The following is an 18,170-nucleotide window of genomic DNA, read 5'->3' as shown; positions in this document are numbered from 1 at the left end:
TCAGGGAGTTGCTATGTCCGCCAGACATCCGGTTATTGCCGTTACGGGTTCGAGTGGTGCGGGAACCACCACCACCAGCCTCGCTTTTCGCAAGATTTTCGCGCAGCTCAATCTGCACGCTGCCGAGGTTGAGGGTGATAGCTTTCATCGCTTCACCCGTCCTGAAATGGACATGGCTATCCGCAAGGCCCGGGATTTAGGTAAACACATCAGCTATTTCGGGCCAGACGCCAACGACTTTGGCCTGCTGGAACAAACTTTTCAGGACTACGGCCACACGGGCAAAGGTCAGTCGCGCAAATATCTGCACACCTACGATGAAGCGGTGCCGTGGAATCAGGTTCCTGGCACATTCACCCCGTGGCAGCCCCTGCCGGAGCCAACGGACGTGTTGTTTTATGAAGGATTGCACGGCGGCGTGGTAACGCCACAGCACGACGTGGCGCGCCACGTGGATCTGCTGGTCGGCGTGGTGCCGATTGTCAATCTGGAGTGGATTCAGAAGCTGACCCGTGACATGAGCGAGCGCGGCCATTCGCGTGAAGCGGTGATGGATTCAGTCGTGCGCTCGATGGAAGATTACATCAACTTCCTGACGCCGCAGTTCTCACGCACCCACATCAACTTCCAGCGCGTCCCGACGGTGGACACCTCTAACCCGTTTGCGGCGAAAACAATTCCGTCGCTGGACGAGAGTTTTGTGGTGATTCACTTCCGCAATCTGGAAGACATTGATTACCCCTGGCTGCTGGCGATGCTGCAGGGTTCATTCATTTCCCATATCAATACATTAGTGGTCCCGGGCGGGAAGATGGGGCTGGCGATGGAGCTGATCATGATGCCGCTGGTGCAACGGCTGATGGAAGGCAAGAAGATCGCCTGAGTTCAGTTACCGGAGGGCACTTTGCTATCCGGCTGAATCATGCGGTGACAGGCCCGGCAAGCGTAGCGCTACCGGGCGTTGTGTTAAGCGTCGATCACTTCGTACGAATGCGTAATGTTCACCGCTTTTTCCAGCATCAGCGCCACGGAGCAGTACTTCTCCGCAGACAGATCCACCGCACGGGAAACCGCCGCATCCTTCAGCTCTTTACCGGTGACGATAAAATGCAAGTTGATGTGCGTAAACAGACGTGGCGCCTCTTCGCGACGCTCTGACGTCAACTTCACTTCGCAGTCCGTCACGTCATGACGGCCTTTCTGCAGAATGGAAACCACGTCAATCGCGCTGCATCCGCCCGCCGCCATCAGCACCACTTCCATCGGGCTTGGCGCTTTATCTCCGGAGTTGCCGTCCATCAAAATCTGGTGTCCTGAAGCGGATTCGCCAAGGAACGTTAAACCTTCAACCCATTTCACACGCGCTTGCATTTTCATTAACTCCAAAGTTGCATTTTTCCGAACAGATTACGCGTGCGTTACAATTCTCGCAACGGAAGGCGACCTGCATCATGCTGAAGCGAGACACCAGGAGACACGCGGCTAAAGCTATGCTAAAACAGTCTCGATGCTACAGTAATACATTGACGTTACACATGTATGCAGAGGACATCAAACTTTACTGGCTGCGAACAGTGCGACAGCCACGTCCCAGGTACGGGTAAGAATTCGATTGCAACCCCAGAGTCAGGATGCGATTTTGACTCTGAGACAGCTTATAACAGAGGATAACAGCGCATGGTGCTTGGCAAACCGCAAACAGACCCGACTCTCGAATGGTTCTTGTCTCATTGCCACATTCATAAGTACCCATCGAAGAGCACGCTGATTCACCAGGGTGAAAAAGCGGAAACGTTGTACTACATCGTCAAAGGCTCGGTGGCAGTGCTGATCAAAGATGAAGAAGGGAAAGAGATGATCCTTTCTTATCTGAACCAGGGCGATTTCATCGGTGAACTGGGCCTGTTTGAAGAAGGCCAGGAACGTAGCGCCTGGGTGCGTGCGAAAACCGCGTGTGAAGTTGCAGAGATCTCCTATAAGAAATTCCGCCAGCTGATCCAGGTAAACCCGGACATCCTGATGCGTCTTTCTTCGCAGATGGCTCGCCGCCTGCAGGTCACTTCCGAGAAAGTGGGTAACCTCGCCTTCCTGGACGTAACAGGCCGCATCGCGCAGACCCTGCTGAACCTGGCGAAACAACCTGACGCCATGACCCACCCGGACGGTATGCAAATTAAAATTACCCGTCAGGAGATTGGTCAGATCGTCGGCTGTTCTCGTGAAACCGTTGGCCGTATCCTGAAAATGCTGGAAGATCAAAACCTGATCTCTGCTCACGGTAAAACTATCGTGGTCTACGGAACGCGTTAATTCCGGAACGAACGGCGTGCCATCGCAAGGTGTCACGCCGTTTTTGTCTCTGACGAACATGTGGCGCAGGCTGATTTATCACCCCGAAGTTAACTACGCACTACGTCAAACCCTGGTGTTATGTCTTCCCGTGGCTGTCGGTTTAATCCTGGGCCATCTGCAACATGGGCTGTTGTTCTCTCTCGTTCCTGCCTGCTGCAACATCGCCGGTCTCGATACACCGCATAAACGCTTTTTCAAACGCCTGATTATCGGCGGCTGCCTGTTCGCCGGATGTAGCCTGGCCGTGCAGCTGCTGCTGGCCCGTGATATCCCGCTGCCGTTAATCCTTACCGTGCTGGCGATGACGCTGGGCGTCACGGCGGAGATCAGTTCGCTTCACGCTCGCCTGCTGCCCGCCTCACTGATTGCTGCTATTTTCACGCTGAGCCTCGCCGGAAATATGCCCGTCTGGGAGCCGCTGCTGATCTATACGTTCGGTACGCTGTGGTATGGGCTGTTTAACTGGTTTTGGTTCTGGATGTGGCGGGAGCAGCCTCTGCGCGAATCCCTGAGCTTGCTCTACGTCCAGCTCGCGGACTATTGCGAAGCCAAATACACCCTGCTGACGCAACACACAGACCCGGAAAAATCATTGCCCCCGCTGCTTACGCGCCAGCAAAAAGTGGTCGACTTAATCAGCCAGTGCTATCAGCAGCTGCACATGCTGGCGGCCAATAAAAACCATGAATACAAGCGACTGCTGCGCGTCTTCCAGGTGGGGCTTGATCTGCAGGAGCATATTTCGGTCAGTCTGCATCACCCGCAGGAGGTGCAAAAACTGGTGGAGCGCAGCCACGCCGAAGCGGTGATCCGCTGGAATGCCCAAACGGTCGCGGCGCGCCTGCGGGTGCTGGCTGACGATATTCTTTACCACCGTTATCCCACGCGTTTTACGATGGATAAACAGCTGGGCGCGCTGGAGAAAATTGCCCGTCAGCATCCGGATAATCCGGTTGGGCAGTTCTGCGCGTGGCACTTTAGCCGCATCGCACGCGTGTTGCGCACTCAGCGCCCGCTCTACCCGCGCGACCTGATGGCCGATAAACAAAAGCGTCTGCCGCTGCTGCCAGCGCTGAAAAGCTATTTATCACTGAAATCCTCCGCCCTGCGCAATGCCGCACGCATCAGCGTGATGCTGAGCATCGCCAGCCTGATGGGCGTCGCGCTGCACTTACCCAAGCCCTACTGGATTTTAATGACCGTGCTGTTTGTCACGCAGAATGGCTATGGTGCGACGCGCGTGCGAATACTGCACCGTGCGCTCGGGACGTTTGCCGGGCTGGTGATTGCCGGTATCACACTGCACTTCCATGTTCCTGACGGCTATACCCTGCTGGGAATGCTGGTCATTACCCTGGTCGGCTATCTGATCATCCGCAAAAACTACGGCTGGGCAATGGTCGGGTTTACAGTGACGGCGGTATACACCCTGCAACTGCTGACCCTGAACGGCGAGCAGTTTATCGTGGCGCGGCTGGTGGATACGTTGATTGGCTGTCTGATCGCCTTTGGCGGCATGGTCTGGCTGTGGCCACAGTGGCAGAGCGGGCTGCTGCGCCAGAACGCCCACGACGCCCTTGAAGCGGACCAGCAGGCCATTCGTCTGATCCTGAGCGACGATCCCAAACCTTCGCCGCTGGCGTACGAGCGCATGAAGGTCAACCAGGCGCACAACGCGCTGTATAACTCCCTCAACCAGGCGATGCAGGAGCCGGGCTTTAATTCAGACTATCTGGCAGATATGAAACTGTGGGTGACGCACAGCCAGTTCATCGTCGAACACATTAACGCGATGACGACCCTGGCGCGCGAGCACACAATGCTGACGCCGGATCTGGCGCAGCGCTATTTGCAGTCGTGTGAAATTGCATTGCAGCGTTGCCAGCAGCGTCTGGAGTACGACGCGCCGGGAGAGTCGGGAGATTCCAATATTCTGGAAGCGCCAGAGACGCTCACCCACGGGCCAATGAGCACTCTGGAGCAGCATTTACAGCGCGTAATAGGCCACCTGAACACCATGCACACCATTTCGTCGGTGGCGTGGCGTCAGCGTCCGCATCACGGGATTTGGCTGACGCGGATTATGCGCCGTAAGACGTCGTGAGGTTTGCGGCTCCGTAGGTCGGAACAAAACGAAGCCGCTGCTCCACTAGCCCTGAACGATCTTCTTCACCGCACTGGCAAAGCGGTTCATACCGTCATCGATATCCTGCCCTTCAATCACCAGCGACGGCGCAAAGCGCATCACATTCGGCCCGGCATTCAGCACCATCACCCCTTCGTGGGCAGCGGCGTGGAGGAAATCGCGCGCGCGACCTTTGTACTGCGGCTTTAGTTCCGCACCGACCAACAGCCCCATGCCGCGAATATCGCTGAACACGTCGTACTGCGCGTCGATCTGCTGGAGATGCTGCACAAACTGCTCACGCTTCGCGTTTACACCGTTCAGCACTTCCGGGGTGTTGATAATATCGAACGCCACCCCGGCGATCGCGCACGCCAGCGGGTTGCCGCCATAAGTGGAGCCGTGAGAGCCAACGTGGAAGGCCGAGGCGATCTCTTGCGTCGTCAGGACGGCGCTCACCGGGAAACCGCCGCCGAGCGCTTTGGCGCTGGTCAGGATATCCGGCGTTACGCCGTAGTGCATATAGGCAAACAGATCGCCGGTACGCCCCATACCGCTCTGCACTTCATCAAAGACCAGCAATGCCTGATGCTCATCGCATAGCTCGCGCAGTCCTTTCAGGAATTCTGGCGTCGCGGCCATCACGCCGCCCTCGCCCTGGATCGGCTCAACCACCACCGCGCAGGTATGATCGTCCATCACCGCTTTGACCGCATGCAGATCGTTAAACGGCACGTGGATGATATCAGCGGGTTTTGGACCAAAACCGTCGGAATATTTCGGCTGCCCGCCCACGGAAACGGTGAACAGCGAACGGCCATGGAAGGCGTTATGGAATGCAATAATCTTGCTTTTGTATGGGCTGTGACGCGTGGAGGCGTAATAGCGCGCCAGCTTAAAGGCGGTTTCATTGGCTTCAGTGCCGGAGTTCATGAACAGCACACGCTCGGCAAAGGTGGCATCAATGATCTTACGGCCCAGGCGCAGCGCCGGTTCGTTGGTGAACACGTTACTGGTGTGCCACAGGGTTTCCCCCTGGGTTTTCAGCGCCTCAACCAGCGCCGGATGGCAGTGCCCCAGCGCCGTCACCGCAATGCCGCCCGCGAAATCAACGTACTCTTTGCACTGTTGATCCCATACCCGACTGCCTTTCCCTTTCACCGGGATAAACTCCGCCGGTGCATAAACCGGCAGAATCACTTCATCGAATGTTGCGCGCGTAATTGCAGGTTGTTCAGTTGCCATGTCATGCCCGTCCGTTTTATGTCACAGTAATTGTGAAAATATAATCACAAAATATGCATAAAAAATCACAGCAAGGCAATAGAAATTCAGCGATTGAGGAAATTGGCGAGAAGCTGGTGGCCCTGTTCGCTCAGAATGCTCTCCGGGTGGAACTGCACCCCTTCGAGGTCCCACTCGCGATGGCGAATGCCCATGATCTGACGGGTGTCGCTCCAGGCGGTGACGTCAAAGCACGCGGGAAGCGTGGGCGGGTCGATCACCAGCGAGTGGTAGCGCGTGACGGTCAGCGGATTATTCAGCCCCTGAAACACGCCCATGCCGGTGTGGGTAACCGGTGAGGTTTTGCCGTGCATCACGCGTTCGGCACGAACAATGGTCGCACCAAACACCTGCGCGATAGCCTGATGACCGAGACAAACCCCCAGAATCGGCAGTTTGCCGGAATAGTGGCGAATGACCTCCAGCGAAATACCTGATTCGTCAGGCGTACACGGCCCCGGTGAAATCACGATTTTCTGCGGGGCCAGTGCGTCGATATCAGCCAGCGTGATGTCATCGTTGCGCCGGACAATGACCTCTGCACCCAGTTCACAAAAGTACTGGTAAAGGTTCCAGGTAAAGGAATCGTAGTTATCAATCAGCAGGATCATGGCGGCTCCGGGACAAAAATAGCCGCCCTATTCTACTCAGTTTCCCGCGCTTCGCTCACTACTTTGGCAAAGATGGCGTTGAGCGCGGTCAGATCGCCCATCGCCCCGCTCTGGTTGGCCGCCGACCACTCATCCGGATCGATCCCCTGCCAGCTCAGCTGATAGCCCGCGTGGATTGCCAGTTGCTCGAAGAAGATGCGCTGCGCGATGCCGTTGCCAATGCGAAACGGGTGCAGCACGTTAATCTCGCAGTAGTAGTGGCTGAGTCTGGCAATAAACGCCTCGCGTTCAAGACCGGTCAGATAGTGCTCCTCCTCCAGGTCCTGCATCAGGGCGTTGCCCTCTTTTTCGATGTAGGCAAAATGACAAAAACGGGTATCGCCCTGATAAATATCGACCTCACGAATCGCTCCCGCCCAGCTAAAAATGTCCTGATAAATGTGGCGATGGATGGCGCACAGATGCGGCAGCCCGCGAGCCGGCGGGCCAAGAGGCAGCGTGGCCGCGCGCAGGGCGGTGAGTTCGTAAGAGGCCTGTGCCAGGCGCTCCGCCTGACGAATACTGAGCGCATTACGCATCACATTCAGGCCGGGGTAGAGGTATGGATCGCGGTCGTCACCAATTTTATCGCTCATAGTGCCTCCTGAGTTCCTGAATACGAACCTCGGCGTCCTGCGCACTGAGCGTGACTAACGGGCTATCGACGCCTTCGAGACGGCGGCTGGCCTGGAAATTGGTATTTCTCTGTTGCTCCCAGAGACGGGATTTTTGCTTATCGGTGAGTTTTTTCACTTAACGCCTCCCTGAATGTGTCCGTTTGCCACAAGTATAAGCAGCAAACTGCGCTTTCGCAGGGAGGGGAAAGCAATGCGGGCGAGAATGCCCGCAGAGGAGAATCTTACGGCAGCACTTTTGCGGAGAGGATAACTACCGGTTTTGTCGGCACATTCTGGTATGGACCAACGTCGTGGGTCTGTACCTGAGAGATCTTGTCCGCCACGTCCATGCCTTTCACAACTTTACCGAAGACCGCATAACCAAAATCACGCTGACCGTGATCGAGGAAGGCGTTATCAGCAACGTTCAGGAAGAACTGGCTGGTCGCGCTGTCTTTGTCAGCAGTACGTGCCATGGAGATGGTGCCACGGGTGTTACGCAGGCCGTTATCGGCTTCGTTTTTGATCGGCGCGTTAGGCTGTTTCTGCTGCATCTGCTCGTTAAAACCGCCGCCCTGGAGCATGAAGCCCGGGATCACGCGGTGGAATGTGGTGTTGTTATAGAAACCGCTATTGACGTAATCAAGGAAGTTTTTCACAGAAACAGGAGCTTTCTGGCTATTCAGTTCCAGCTCAATATTCCCGGCGGACGTTGTCAGCAAAACATGGGGGTCGCCTTTCGCTGCGAGAACAGCAGGAGAGACAGCAGAAAGAGCAAACACAGCTGCGACAGCCGCCAGAGTTGATTTGAGCATGAGAATTCCTTAAAAAAGCGCGGTAAATAAGGCAAGTTGCTTGATTCTAAAGAGCAGTATGGATGGAGGCCAGCCTTTTACCTAATTTTACGAATTTGAAACAGTTGTAACGGCGCAAACAGTTGAATCCAGCGGGTAAAAAGGTGATTTCCGTCATGATAAATACTGTAACGATGATCATAATTTTCAGAAAAGATTTAAATAGATCACTTTAATGACTAAAATCTGCCCGCACTTCGCGCGTCAACGCGCTTTACGTACATATACAAGGCAGACATGACTAACAGCAACCGCATCAAGCTCACATGGATCAGCTTCTTCTCGTACGCCCTCACCGGCGCACTGGTGATCGTCACCGGGATGGTAATGGGCAATATTGCCGATTATTTCCAGCTACCTGTTTCCAGCATGAGTAACACCTTCACCTTCCTGAACGCCGGGATCCTGATTTCGATCTTTTTGAACGCCTGGCTGATGGAAATTGTGCCGCTGAAAACGCAGCTGCGCTTCGGCTTTGTGCTGATGGTCGCCGCCGTGGCGGGCCTGATGGTCAGCCACAGTATCGCCCTGTTCTCGGCGTCGATGTTCGTTCTCGGGCTGGTCAGCGGGATCACCATGTCCATCGGGACCTTCCTGATCACCCACATGTATGAAGGCCGCCAGCGCGGCGCGCGTCTGCTGTTCACCGACTCGTTCTTCAGCATGGCGGGGATGATCTTCCCAATGGTGGCCGCCGTTCTGCTGGCGCGTAGCATCGAGTGGTACTGGGTTTATGCCTGCATCGGGCTGGTGTACGTCGCTATCTTTATTCTGACCTTCGGCTGCGATTTCCCGGTACTGGGCAAAAAAGCGGTGCAAACGTCCGAGCCGGTGGTGAAAGAGAAATGGGGAATCGGCGTGCTGTTCCTCTCCATTGCCGCGCTGTGCTACATCCTCGGCCAGCTGGGCTTTATCTCCTGGGTCCCGGAATATGCCAAAGGGCTGGGCATGAGTCTGAACGACGCCGGTAAACTGGTGAGTGATTTCTGGATGTCGTACATGTTTGGCATGTGGGCGTTTAGCTTCATCCTGCGCTTCTTCGATCTGCAGCGCATCCTGACCGTACTGGCGGGCCTGGCAACTGTGCTGATGTATCTGTTCATCAACGGTTCGCCGGAGCATATGCCGTGGTTCATTCTGACCCTCGGTTTCTTCTCCAGCGCGATTTACACCTCGATCATTACGCTTGGCTCCCTGCAAACCAAAGTAGCGTCGCCGAAGCTGGTGAACTTTGTGCTGACCTGCGGCACCATCGGCACCATGCTGACCTTCGTGGTGACCGGTCCTATCGTGGCGCACAGTGGCCCGCTGGCAGCCCTGCACACGGCTAACGGCTTGTACGCCGTGGTGTTCGTGATGTGTCTGATTCTGGGCTTTGTCACCCGCCACCGTCAGCACAACACGGCAGCGGCTTCTCACTAATGCCTACGCCCCTTTGCCATCGGTGAAGGGGCTGTTTCGTGTAAAACTCACTTCCTCTCCCCCGCTATCGGTTTGTATCCACGTTTGTGCCAGCTGTGTGGTGGCAATCACCCGTCCCTGACGAATTGACCAGCGCACCGGCACCTGGCAACGCACCGCTTCGAAACCGCTCTCAGCAGGCAGAATAATCAGGTTCGCCGGATGACCCGTTTCGATGCCGTAATCCGTCAGGCCAAACGTTCTGGCGCTGTTGTGCGTGATCAGATTTAACCCGCTGTCGATTTGCGGATAGCCCATCATCTGGCAAACATGCAGCCCCATGTGCAGCACCTGCAACATATTGCCCGTCCCCAGCGGATACCAGGGATCAAAGACGTCATCATGACCGAAGCAGACGTTAATTCCTGCCTCGAGCAGCTCTTTCACGCGGGTGATTCCGCGGCGTTTCGGATAGTCGTCAAAACGCCCTTGCAGATGGATATTCACCAGCGGATTGGCGACAAAGTTGATGTCTGACATTTTCAGCAGGCGGAACAGGCGCGACGTGTAAGCGCCGTTGTAGGAGTGCATCGCCGTGGTATGGCTGGCAGTCACGCGATGGCCAATGCCCGCCTCGTACGCCAGCATGGCGACGGTTTCGACGAAGCGCGACTGCTCATCGTCGATCTCATCGCAGTGGATATCCAGCGGGCGGTCATATTTTTTCGCCAGCGCGAAGGCGATGTGCAAGGACTCCACGCCGTACTCGCGGGTAAATTCAAAGTGCGGGATCGCCCCGACCACATCGGCCCCCAGTTTTAAGGCCTCCTCCAGCAGCGCCGCGCCGTTGGGATAAGAGAGAATGCCTTCCTGCGGGAATGCGACGATTTGCAGCGTGACCCACGGCGCCACTTCCTGCTTCACTTCCAGCATCGCTTTCAGGGCGGTAAGGGTCGGATCGGAGACATCCACATGGGTGCGCACAAACTGGATGCCGTTGGCGATTTGCCACTTCAGGGTTTTCCACGCGCGGGCTTTGACATCGTCATGGCTGAGCAGCGCCTTGCGTTCGGCCCAGCGTTCGATGCCTTCAAACAGCGTCCCCGACTGGTTCCAGCTCGGTTCCCCGGCAGTTTGCGTCGTATCCAGATGAATATGAGGCTCGATAAACGGCGGAATCGCCAGTCCACCGCGAGCGTTAAGCACCTCATAACTTTCGTCATGAGCATCGCGCATCGGGGTGATCTCTGCAAAACGGCCATTCTCAATGCCGATTTGCCATAACCCTTCCCGGCCAGGTAACCGAACATTCTGAACCAGCCAAAGCGGTGTTGTCGTCATACCTTTCTCCCGAAAAATGCGGCTGAAATTAAGGGGTACGTCATCGTAATCATTAGCCCCCTAATTTGTATATAAATTAGACGCTCACGAAAAGCGTGCTATTTCCATGACTTATAAAAATCCTGACAAATCAGACATATACCCACTAAGTGGTAGGTTAAGGCGTATTTGATTTGCATCAATAAGTGCCCCTGCTGAATCGTTAAGGTAGGCAGTAATAGAAAAGAAATCGAGGCAAAAATGAGCAAAGTCAGACTCGCTATTATCGGTAACGGCATGGTCGGCCACCGCTTTATTGAGGATCTCCTTGATAAAGCTGACGCTGCCCAGTTCGATATTACCGTCTTCTGTGAAGAACCCCGCAAAGCATACGATCGTGTACACCTCTCTTCCTACTTCTCTCATCACACCGCGGAAGAACTTTCGCTGGTGCGCGAAGGTTTCTACGAGAAGCATGGCGTCAAGGTGCTGGTGGGCGAACGCGCTATCACCATCAACCGCCAGGAAAGAGTGATCCACTCCAGTGCCGGACGCACGGTTTTTTACGATAAGTTGATCATGGCGACTGGCTCTTACCCGTGGATCCCGCCAATCAAAGGCTCGGAAACGCAGGATTGCTTCGTTTATCGTACCATTGAAGACCTCAAAGCGATCGAATCCTGTGCACGCCGCAGTAAACGCGGTGCGGTAGTCGGCGGCGGTCTGCTGGGCCTCGAAGCGGCAGGCGCGCTGAAAAACCTGGGAGTCGAAACCCACGTCATCGAATTTGCCCCGATGCTGATGGCTGAACAACTCGACCACATGGGTGGCGATCAGCTGCGCCGTAAAATCGAAAGCATGGGTGTGAAAGTTCACACCAGCAAAAATACCAAAGAGATTGTTCAGGAAGGCACCGAAGCGCGTAAAACCATGCGCTTTGCCGACGGCAGCGAGCTGGAAGTCGACTTCATCGTCTTCTCCACCGGTATCCGCCCGCGCGATAAAATGGCGACCCAGTGCGGTCTGGCCGTGGCTCAGCGTGGCGGGATCATGATTAACGACGCCTGTCAGACCTCCGACCCGGACATTTACGCCATCGGCGAATGCGCCAGCTGGAACAACCGCGTGTATGGTCTGGTGGCTCCTGGCTACAAAATGGCGCAGGTCGCCGTTGACCATATTCTCGGTAACGAAAATGCCTTTACCGGCGCGGACATGAGCGCCAAGCTGAAACTGCTCGGCGTGGACGTCGGCGGGATCGGCGATGCGCACGGCCGCACACCAGGCTGTCGCAGCTACGTTTACCTCGACGAAAGCAAAGAGGTCTACAAACGCCTGATCGTCAGTCAGGACAACAAAAACCTGCTGGGCGCGGTGCTGGTGGGGGATACCAGCGATTTCGGTAATCTGCTGCAGCTGGTCCTGAACGCCATCGAACTGCCGGAAAACCCGGACGCGCTGATCCTGCCGGCTCACGCCTCCAACGGTAAACCTTCTATCGGCGTGGATAAACTGCCCGACAGCGCGCAGATTTGCTCCTGCTTCGACGTGACCAAAGGCATGCTGATCTCAGCGATCAACAAAGGCTGCCACACCGTCGCCGCCCTGAAAGCCGAAACCAAAGCCGGTACCGGCTGCGGCGGCTGTATCCCGCTGGTCACCCAGGTGCTGAACGCCGAACTGGCGAAACAGGGCATCGAAGTGAACAACAACCTGTGTGAGCACTTCTCTTACTCACGCCAGGAGATTTACCACCTGATCCGCGTGGAAGGCATCAAAACCTTCGACGAACTGCTGCAAAAACACGGCCAGGGCTACGGCTGCGAAGTCTGTAAACCGACCGTCGGTTCACTGCTGGCTTCCTGCTGGAATGAATACATCCTGAAGCCAGAGCACACGCCGCTGCAGGATACTAACGACAACTTCCTGGCGAACATTCAGAAAGACGGGACCTACTCTGTGATCCCACGTTCCGCCGGTGGCGAAATCACCCCGGAAGGGCTGGTGGCCGTGGGCCGCGTGGCGCGCGAATTTAACCTGTACACCAAAATCACCGGTTCCCAGCGTATCGGCCTGTTTGGTGCGCAGAAAGATGACCTGCCGGAAATCTGGCGTCAGCTGATCGAAGCGGGCTTCGAAACCGGTCACGCGTATGCCAAAGCGCTGCGTATGGCGAAAACCTGCGTCGGCAGCACCTGGTGCCGTTACGGCGTGGGCGATAGCGTGGGCTTCGGCGTTGAGCTGGAAAACCGCTACAAGGGCATTCGTACCCCACACAAAATGAAGTTTGGCGTCTCCGGCTGTACCCGCGAATGTGCGGAAGCGCAGGGTAAAGACGTGGGGATTATCGCCACCGAAAAAGGCTGGAACCTGTACGTTTGCGGTAACGGCGGGATGAAACCGCGTCACGCCGACCTGCTGGCGGCCGATCTCGATCGCGAAACCCTGCTCAAGTATCTCGACCGCTTCATGATGTTCTACATTCGTACCGCCGACAAACTGACCCGTACCGCCTCCTGGCTCGATAACCTGGAAGGCGGCATCGAATACCTGAAATCGGTGATCATCGACGATAAACTTGGCCTGAACGAGCATCTGGAAGAAGAGATTTCCCGCCTGCGCGAGGCCGTCATTTGCGAGTGGACAGAAACCGTCAACACGCCAGCCGCGCAGGTTCGCTTCAAACACTTTATCAACAGCACCCAGCGCGATCCGAACGTACAGGTTGTTCCTGAGCGCGAGCAGCACCGTCCGGCAACGCCTTACGAGCGCATTCCGGTGACTCTGGTGGAGGAAAACGTATGAGCCAGTGGGTAAACATCTGCAAAATCGACGACATCATTCCGGCGACGGGCGTCTGTGCGCTGCTGGGCAACGAGCATGTGGCGATCTTCCGCCCGCGCCACGATGAACAGCTCTTCGCGATCAGCAATATCGATCCGTTCTTTGAGGCCAGCGTGTTGTCTCGCGGCCTGATTGCTGAACACCAGGGCGAGCTGTGGGTCGCCAGCCCGCTGAAAAAACAGCGTTTCCGCTTAACGGACGGGCACTGTATGGAAGATGAAAGTCACTCTGTGAAGCACTACGACGTTCGCGTGAAAGACGGCAACGTGCAGCTGAAAGGCTAAACCAGAACGGGAGGCGCAATGCCTCCCGTACGTTTCACATGTTTTCTGTATGACGCTTGTCGTTACGGGTATGCTACTCACAAAGCGGAGCATCCGACTCCGTAAACCATCGCAACTGTTCAGGCGAAAGCCCACTCTTAAGAGGTAATGTCGTGGATCACCTGCCGATTTTCTGTCAATTACGCCATCGCGACTGCCTGCTGGTGGGCGGTGGCGATGTCGCTGAACGCAAAGCGCGTCTCCTGTTAGAAGCGGGTGCCCGACTGACGGTGAATGCCCTCGCCTTTGACCCGCAGTTTAACGTATGGGCGCAGGAAGGCATGCTGACACTGGTCGAAGGCGAATTCGACGAAACGCTGCTCGACACCTGCTGGCTGACCATTGCCGCTACAGATAACGACGAAGTGAACCAGCGCGTCAGCGACGCCTGTGAAACCCGCCGTATTTTCTGCAATGTGGTCGACGCGCCAAAAGAAGCCAGTTTTATTATGCCGTCGATTATCGACCGCTCGCCGCTGATGGTGGCGGTGTCGTCCGGCGGCACCTCTCCGGTGCTCGCGCGTTTGCTGCGTGAGAAACTGGAAGCGATACTGCCTCAGCATCTTGGTCAGGTGGCGCACTACGCGGGGCAACTCCGCTCGCGGGTGAAGAAAACCTTCGCCACCGTTGGCGAGCGCCGTCGCTTCTGGGAAAAATTCTTTGTAAACGATCGCCTGGCACAGTCGCTGGCGAATCAGGATCAAAAAGCCATTACCGAGACCACCGAACGCCTGCTGACCGAGCCGCTGGACCATCGCGGTGAAGTGGTGCTGGTTGGCGCAGGGCCGGGTGACGCGGGGCTGTTGACCCTGAAAGGGCTGCAGCAGATCCAGCAGGCGGATATCGTGGTTTACGATCGTCTGGTCTCCGATGACATCATGAATTTGGTGCGCCGCGACGCTGACCGGGTATTCGTGGGTAAACGCGCCGGGTATCACTGCGTGCCGCAGGAAGAGATCAACCAGATTCTGCTGCGTGAAGCGCAAAAAGGAAAACGCGTGGTGCGCCTGAAGGGCGGCGATCCGTTTATCTTTGGCCGCGGCGGCGAAGAGCTGGAAACCCTCTGCAATGCGGGTATTCCGTTCTCGGTTGTACCGGGAATTACGGCAGCGTCCGGCTGCTCAGCCTACTCCGGTATTCCGCTGACTCATCGCGATTACGCCCAGAGCGTGCGCCTGGTGACGGGCCACCTGAAAACCGGCAGCGAGCTGGACTGGCATAACCTGGCCGCAGAGAAACAGACGCTGGTGTTCTACATGGGGCTAAACCAGGCGGCCACTATTCAGGAAAAACTGCTGGAACACGGTATGCCGGAGGATATGCCGGTGGCGCTGGTGGAAAACGGCACTGCCATTACGCAACGCGTGGTGAGCGGCGTTCTGACTCAACTGGGTGAACTGGCGCAGCAAGTGGAAAGCCCGGCGCTGATCGTTGTCGGTCGCGTGGTCGAACTGCGCGAAAAGCTAAACTGGTTCTCAAACCATTAATCTCCCCCCGCATATTCACACTTCAGGGAGTAGTCTTTAACCGGACTACTCCCGCCTGACACCTGCCGATAACATACCGCCTGCGAAATGGAATCTTTTCCATTAATTCCCTTATTTTACATCCAAAAGTACGGCTCCATTACAAGGAAAGTGTATGTTTAAACTGGCAAAAGCCGCTGTGTTAGTTGGCTTATTATCGACCCTGACGGCGTGTACGGGTCACGTGCAAAACACCAAAAACAACTGCGGCTATGATTACTTCCTGCACCCTGCGATCTCGATTTCGAAAATGATCGGCGGCTGCGGCCCGGCGGCAGAACAGCCGTAAGTCTTTTTCAGGCACAAAAAAACCGGGAATATCCCGGTTTTTTTATGGGTGCAGAGCGGTTGTTTCGCCGGGTAGCGCTCGCGCTTTCCCGGTCTACGTCAAACCACCCGGCAACAGCTTACGGCTTACCTACAAACCCAATCGCGTCATACACCGCTTTCAGGGTTTCAGACGCACGGGCGCTGGCTTTGTCGGCACCGTCGCGCATCACGTTGTTCAGGAACGCTTCGTCGTTACGGAAACGGTGATAACGCTCCTGCAGGTCAGTCAGCATGCCGGAAACCGCCTCAGCCACTTCCCCTTTCAGGTGACCATACATTTTGCCTTCGAAGTGCTGCTCAAGCTCAGGGATGCTCTGACCGGTCACGCCGGAGAGAATATCCAGCAGGTTTGATACGCCCGCTTTGTTCTGCACGTCGTAGCGAACAACAGGCGGCTCGTCGGAGTCGGTCACGGCACGCTTAAGCTTCTTAACCACCGCTTTCGGATCTTCCAGCAGGCCGATCACGTTATTGCGGTTATCGTCAGACTTGGACATCTTCTTGGTCGGCTCAAGCAGAGACATTACGCGCGCGCCGGATTTCGGAATGAACGGCTCTGGTACTTTGAAGACATCACCATAAATGGCATTGAAGCGCTGGGCGATATCACGGCTAAGCTCCAGATGCTGTTTCTGGTCTTCACCGACCGGGACCTGGTTAGTCTGGTACAGCAGAATATCTGCTGCCATCAGCACCGGGTAGTCAAACAGACCGGCGTTGATGTTTTCGGAGTAGCGCGCGGATTTGTCTTTGAACTGGGTCATGCGGCTCAGTTCACCGAAATAGGTGTAGCAGTTCAGCGCCCAGCCGAGCTGTGCGTGTTCTGGCACGTGGGACTGCACGAAGATGGTGCTTTTCTCAGGATCGATGCCACAGGCCAGGTACAGCGCCAGCGTATCGAGCGTTGCTTTGCGCAGTTTTTCTGGATCCTGACGCGCGGTAATCGCGTGTAAATCCACGATGCAGTAGATGCAGTGATAATCATCCTGCATGTTGACCCACTGACGTAACGCACCCATGTAGTTACCAATGGTCAATTCACCTGAAGGCTGTGCGCCACTAAATACGATGGGCTTAGTCATTTTTCGATTCCTGATGTTCACTGTGCGAAAGCCCGAGTGCGGGCAGTAAATCTTTGAAGTGATCGAACACCACGTCCGGCTCACTCAGCGTAATGGCTTCACCGTAGTTGTAGCCATAGGTTAGGCCGACGGAGGGGGATCCTGCCGATTTGGCCGCCAGAATATCATTGCGCGAATCGCCGACAAAGAGCAGCTGTTCAGGTGACAACGATAGTTTTCCTGCCACCAGTAAGATCGGCTCAGGATGCGGCTTTTTGTTTTGTACGTCATCACCGCCGACGATCACGGAGAAGTACTTCGCGATGCCCAGCACTTCAAGCAGCGGAGCGACAAACGGCGTCGGCTTGTTGGTCACCAGCGCCAGCGGCAGGCCGTTAGAATGCAGCGCGCTAAGGGTTTCCACCACGTCCGGGAACAGGAAGCTGCCCTCTTCCACCGTCTCTTCATAGTAACGATTGAAGAGTTTACGCAGGACGCGTAACTGCTCGTCCTGAGGGATATCCGAGTGATCAACGCCGGGTTTACCCTGCGCGGCGCGCTGAATCGCACGCTCCTGGCGCGCCCATGTCAGGGCACGTTCCATCAGCACGTCTGCGCCATTACCGATCCAGGTCACTACGCGCTCTTCGCCTGCCATCGGCAGTTCGAGCGCATAGAGCGCCCGATCCACGGCGCTGGTTAAACCTGGCGCGCTGTCGACCAGCGTGCCATCGAGGTCGAACGCGACGCCCCGAATTGCCTTCAACTTATCCATGACTTACCTTTGCCAGTTCAGCGCGCATTTCTTCAATGACTTTTTTGTAATCCGGTTGATCGAAAATCGCCGAACCGGCAACGAACATATCCGCACCCGCCGCCGCGATTTCGCCGATGTTGTTGACCTTCACGCCGCCGTCCACTTCCAGGCGGATGTCATAGCCAGACTCATCAATACGACGGCGCACTTCGCGCAGTTTATCCAGCGTTTGCGGGATAAAGGACTGGCCGCCAAAGCCTGGGTTAACGGACATCAGCAGGATCACATCCAGCTTATCCATGACGTAATCAAGGTAGCTGAGCGGGGTTGCCGGGTTAAACACCAGGCCCGCTTTGCAGCCGTTTTCTTTAATCAGCTGCAGCGTGCGATCGACATGCTCGGAGGCTTCGGGATGGAAGGTAATGATGCTGGCCCCTGCGGCGGCAAAATCCGGCACAATGCGATCGACCGGTTTCACCATCAGGTGAACGTCAATCGGGGCGGTGATGCCGTAGTTACGCAGCGCTTTCAGAACCATCGGGCCGATGGTCAGGTTCGGCACGTAGTGGTTGTCCATAACGTCGAAATGGACCACATCCGCACCGGCGGCTAAGGCGTTGGCCGTATCTTCACCCAGGCGGGCGAAATCGGCTGACAGAATTGAGGGAGCAATCAAAAACTGTTTCATCCGCATCTCCTTGAAATGTAGTTACCGGCGGGCGAAAC

At 55.9% G+C, this 18,170-nt stretch carries 18 protein-coding genes; 8 read left to right on the top strand and 10 right to left on the bottom strand.

Annotated elements, in window-relative coordinates; translation table 11 throughout:
* Positions 1-13: 13 nt before the first annotated feature.
* Positions 14-883 carry a phosphoribulokinase gene (locus F153LOC_RS16300; protein ID WP_102105349.1) on the top strand — a complete coding sequence of 290 codons (870 nt, stop codon included), beginning with the start codon at positions 14-16 and terminating at the stop codon, positions 881-883.
* 83 nt (positions 884-966) lie between these two features.
* Here the strand turns inward: F153LOC_RS16300 and F153LOC_RS16295 are convergent, their stop codons facing one another.
* Entirely contained in the window at positions 967-1,371 is a 405-nt protein-coding gene (locus F153LOC_RS16295; protein WP_100780801.1) for an OsmC family protein, read from the bottom strand.
* A 306-nt stretch (positions 1,372-1,677) separates the two neighbouring features.
* Here F153LOC_RS16295 and crp point away from each other — a divergent pair, with 306 nt between their 5' ends.
* Together crp and F153LOC_RS16280 are read left to right on the top strand one after the other, a co-directional pair.
* A complete protein-coding gene (gene crp / locus F153LOC_RS16285) occupies positions 1,678-2,310 on the top strand; it encodes a cAMP-activated global transcriptional regulator CRP (protein WP_000242758.1) in 633 nt (210 codons plus the stop codon).
* A 58-nt stretch (positions 2,311-2,368) separates the two neighbouring features.
* Complete coding sequence (locus F153LOC_RS16280; protein ID WP_100778626.1) at positions 2,369-4,456, top strand: YccS/YhfK family putative transporter; 2,088 nt, start codon at positions 2,369-2,371, stop codon at positions 4,454-4,456.
* Positions 4,457-4,501: 45 nt separating this feature from the next.
* Here F153LOC_RS16280 and F153LOC_RS16275 read toward each other — a convergent pair whose 3' ends face one another.
* From F153LOC_RS16275 to ppiA, 5 genes are all read right to left on the bottom strand, one after another.
* Positions 4,502-5,722, bottom strand: a complete 1,221-nt coding sequence (locus F153LOC_RS16275) for an aspartate aminotransferase family protein (protein WP_102105348.1) — start codon at positions 5,720-5,722, stop codon at positions 4,502-4,504.
* A gap of 86 nt (positions 5,723-5,808) precedes the next feature.
* Positions 5,809-6,372 carry an aminodeoxychorismate synthase component 2 gene (gene pabA, locus F153LOC_RS16270; RefSeq protein ID WP_100778624.1) on the bottom strand — a complete coding sequence of 188 codons (564 nt, stop codon included), beginning with the start codon at positions 6,370-6,372 and terminating at the stop codon, positions 5,809-5,811.
* A gap of 32 nt (positions 6,373-6,404) precedes the next feature.
* The gene (locus F153LOC_RS16265) at positions 6,405-7,007 is read right to left on the bottom strand and encodes a putative adenosine monophosphate-protein transferase Fic (protein ID WP_102105347.1); all 603 of its coding nucleotides are present in this window, start codon (positions 7,005-7,007) and stop codon (positions 6,405-6,407) included.
* The gene (locus F153LOC_RS16260; protein ID WP_100778622.1) at positions 6,997-7,164 is read right to left on the bottom strand and encodes a YhfG family protein; all 168 of its coding nucleotides are present in this window, start codon (positions 7,162-7,164) and stop codon (positions 6,997-6,999) included. Before F153LOC_RS16260 ends, F153LOC_RS16265 begins: the two co-directional genes overlap by 11 nt.
* Before the next feature lie 106 nt (positions 7,165-7,270).
* The gene (ppiA, locus tag F153LOC_RS16255) at positions 7,271-7,843 is read right to left on the bottom strand and encodes a peptidylprolyl isomerase A (RefSeq protein WP_095283699.1); all 573 of its coding nucleotides are present in this window, start codon (positions 7,841-7,843) and stop codon (positions 7,271-7,273) included.
* A 276-nt stretch (positions 7,844-8,119) separates the two neighbouring features.
* On the opposite strand from ppiA, the gene tsgA reads away from it, so the two are divergent.
* A complete protein-coding gene (gene tsgA, locus F153LOC_RS16250; protein ID WP_102105346.1) occupies positions 8,120-9,304 on the top strand; it encodes an MFS transporter TsgA in 1,185 nt (394 codons plus the stop codon).
* A gap of 3 nt (positions 9,305-9,307) precedes the next feature.
* On the opposite strand, the gene F153LOC_RS16245 is transcribed toward tsgA, so the two are convergent.
* A complete protein-coding gene (locus F153LOC_RS16245) occupies positions 9,308-10,624 on the bottom strand; it encodes a cytosine deaminase (RefSeq protein WP_102105345.1) in 1,317 nt (438 codons plus the stop codon).
* Between the two features lie 240 nt (positions 10,625-10,864).
* On the opposite strand from F153LOC_RS16245, the gene nirB reads away from it, so the two are divergent.
* The 4 genes from nirB (at position 10,865) to F153LOC_RS16225 (ending at position 15,585) form a co-directional block, all read left to right on the top strand.
* Positions 10,865-13,408, top strand: a complete 2,544-nt coding sequence (nirB, locus tag F153LOC_RS16240; protein ID WP_102105344.1) for a nitrite reductase large subunit NirB — start codon at positions 10,865-10,867, stop codon at positions 13,406-13,408.
* Positions 13,405-13,731 carry a nitrite reductase small subunit NirD gene (nirD, locus tag F153LOC_RS16235; protein WP_102105343.1) on the top strand — a complete coding sequence of 109 codons (327 nt, stop codon included), beginning with the start codon at positions 13,405-13,407 and terminating at the stop codon, positions 13,729-13,731. The genes nirB and nirD overlap by 4 nt, the downstream gene beginning before the upstream one ends.
* Before the next feature lie 152 nt (positions 13,732-13,883).
* Positions 13,884-15,257: a siroheme synthase CysG gene (gene cysG, locus F153LOC_RS16230; RefSeq protein WP_102105342.1), complete on the top strand. Its 1,374-nt coding sequence runs from the start codon at positions 13,884-13,886 to the stop codon at positions 15,255-15,257.
* Positions 15,258-15,411: 154 nt separating this feature from the next.
* Positions 15,412-15,585 (top strand): YhfL family protein, encoded by a 174-nt coding sequence (locus F153LOC_RS16225; RefSeq protein ID WP_100778616.1) that lies wholly within the window; start codon positions 15,412-15,414, stop codon positions 15,583-15,585.
* 118 nt (positions 15,586-15,703) lie between these two features.
* Here F153LOC_RS16225 and trpS read toward each other — a convergent pair whose 3' ends face one another.
* Genes trpS through rpe form a run of 3 tightly spaced genes read right to left on the bottom strand, consistent with a single transcriptional unit; the run spans position 15,704 to position 18,132 of the window.
* Positions 15,704-16,708: a tryptophan--tRNA ligase gene (gene trpS / locus F153LOC_RS16220; RefSeq protein WP_100778615.1), complete on the bottom strand. Its 1,005-nt coding sequence runs from the start codon at positions 16,706-16,708 to the stop codon at positions 15,704-15,706.
* Positions 16,701-17,462 carry a phosphoglycolate phosphatase gene (gene gph / locus F153LOC_RS16215; protein ID WP_102105341.1) on the bottom strand — a complete coding sequence of 254 codons (762 nt, stop codon included), beginning with the start codon at positions 17,460-17,462 and terminating at the stop codon, positions 16,701-16,703. Before gph ends, trpS begins: the two co-directional genes overlap by 8 nt.
* Entirely contained in the window at positions 17,455-18,132 is a 678-nt protein-coding gene (rpe, locus tag F153LOC_RS16210) for a ribulose-phosphate 3-epimerase (RefSeq protein ID WP_100778613.1), read from the bottom strand. The genes gph and rpe overlap by 8 nt, the downstream gene beginning before the upstream one ends.
* Positions 18,133-18,170 lie beyond the last annotated feature (38 nt).

This window comes from Lelliottia sp. F153 (assembly GCF_002870005.1).
GTDB lineage: Bacteria > Pseudomonadota > Gammaproteobacteria > Enterobacterales > Enterobacteriaceae > Enterobacter > Enterobacter nimipressuralis.
The sequence above is the reverse complement of the archived record's forward strand: the minus strand, read 5'-3'. Positions and strand labels throughout refer to the sequence as shown.

Excerpts from the sequence above, each read along its gene's own strand:
- F153LOC_RS16300 (WP_102105349.1), top strand. The coding sequence starts at position 14 with ATGTCCGCCAGACATCCGGTTATTGCCGTTACGGGTTCGAGTGGTGCG.
- F153LOC_RS16295 (WP_100780801.1), bottom strand. The coding sequence starts at position 1,371 with ATGCAAGCGCGTGTGAAATGGGTTGAAGGTTTAACGTTCCTTGGCGAA.
- crp (WP_000242758.1), top strand. The coding sequence starts at position 1,678 with ATGGTGCTTGGCAAACCGCAAACAGACCCGACTCTCGAATGGTTCTTG.
- F153LOC_RS16280 (WP_100778626.1), top strand. The coding sequence starts at position 2,369 with ATGTGGCGCAGGCTGATTTATCACCCCGAAGTTAACTACGCACTACGT.
- F153LOC_RS16275 (WP_102105348.1), bottom strand. The coding sequence starts at position 5,722 with ATGGCAACTGAACAACCTGCAATTACGCGCGCAACATTCGATGAAGTG.
- pabA (WP_100778624.1), bottom strand. The coding sequence starts at position 6,372 with ATGATCCTGCTGATTGATAACTACGATTCCTTTACCTGGAACCTTTAC.
- F153LOC_RS16265 (WP_102105347.1), bottom strand. The coding sequence starts at position 7,007 with ATGAGCGATAAAATTGGTGACGACCGCGATCCATACCTCTACCCCGGC.
- ppiA (WP_095283699.1), bottom strand. The coding sequence starts at position 7,843 with ATGCTCAAATCAACTCTGGCGGCTGTCGCAGCTGTGTTTGCTCTTTCT.
- tsgA (WP_102105346.1), top strand. The coding sequence starts at position 8,120 with ATGACTAACAGCAACCGCATCAAGCTCACATGGATCAGCTTCTTCTCG.
- F153LOC_RS16245 (WP_102105345.1), bottom strand. The coding sequence starts at position 10,624 with ATGACGACAACACCGCTTTGGCTGGTTCAGAATGTTCGGTTACCTGGC.
- nirB (WP_102105344.1), top strand. The coding sequence starts at position 10,865 with ATGAGCAAAGTCAGACTCGCTATTATCGGTAACGGCATGGTCGGCCAC.
- nirD (WP_102105343.1), top strand. The coding sequence starts at position 13,405 with ATGAGCCAGTGGGTAAACATCTGCAAAATCGACGACATCATTCCGGCG.
- F153LOC_RS16225 (WP_100778616.1), top strand. The coding sequence starts at position 15,412 with ATGTTTAAACTGGCAAAAGCCGCTGTGTTAGTTGGCTTATTATCGACC.
- trpS (WP_100778615.1), bottom strand. The coding sequence starts at position 16,708 with ATGACTAAGCCCATCGTATTTAGTGGCGCACAGCCTTCAGGTGAATTG.
- gph (WP_102105341.1), bottom strand. The coding sequence starts at position 17,462 with ATGGATAAGTTGAAGGCAATTCGGGGCGTCGCGTTCGACCTCGATGGC.
- rpe (WP_100778613.1), bottom strand. The coding sequence starts at position 18,132 with ATGAAACAGTTTTTGATTGCTCCCTCAATTCTGTCAGCCGATTTCGCC.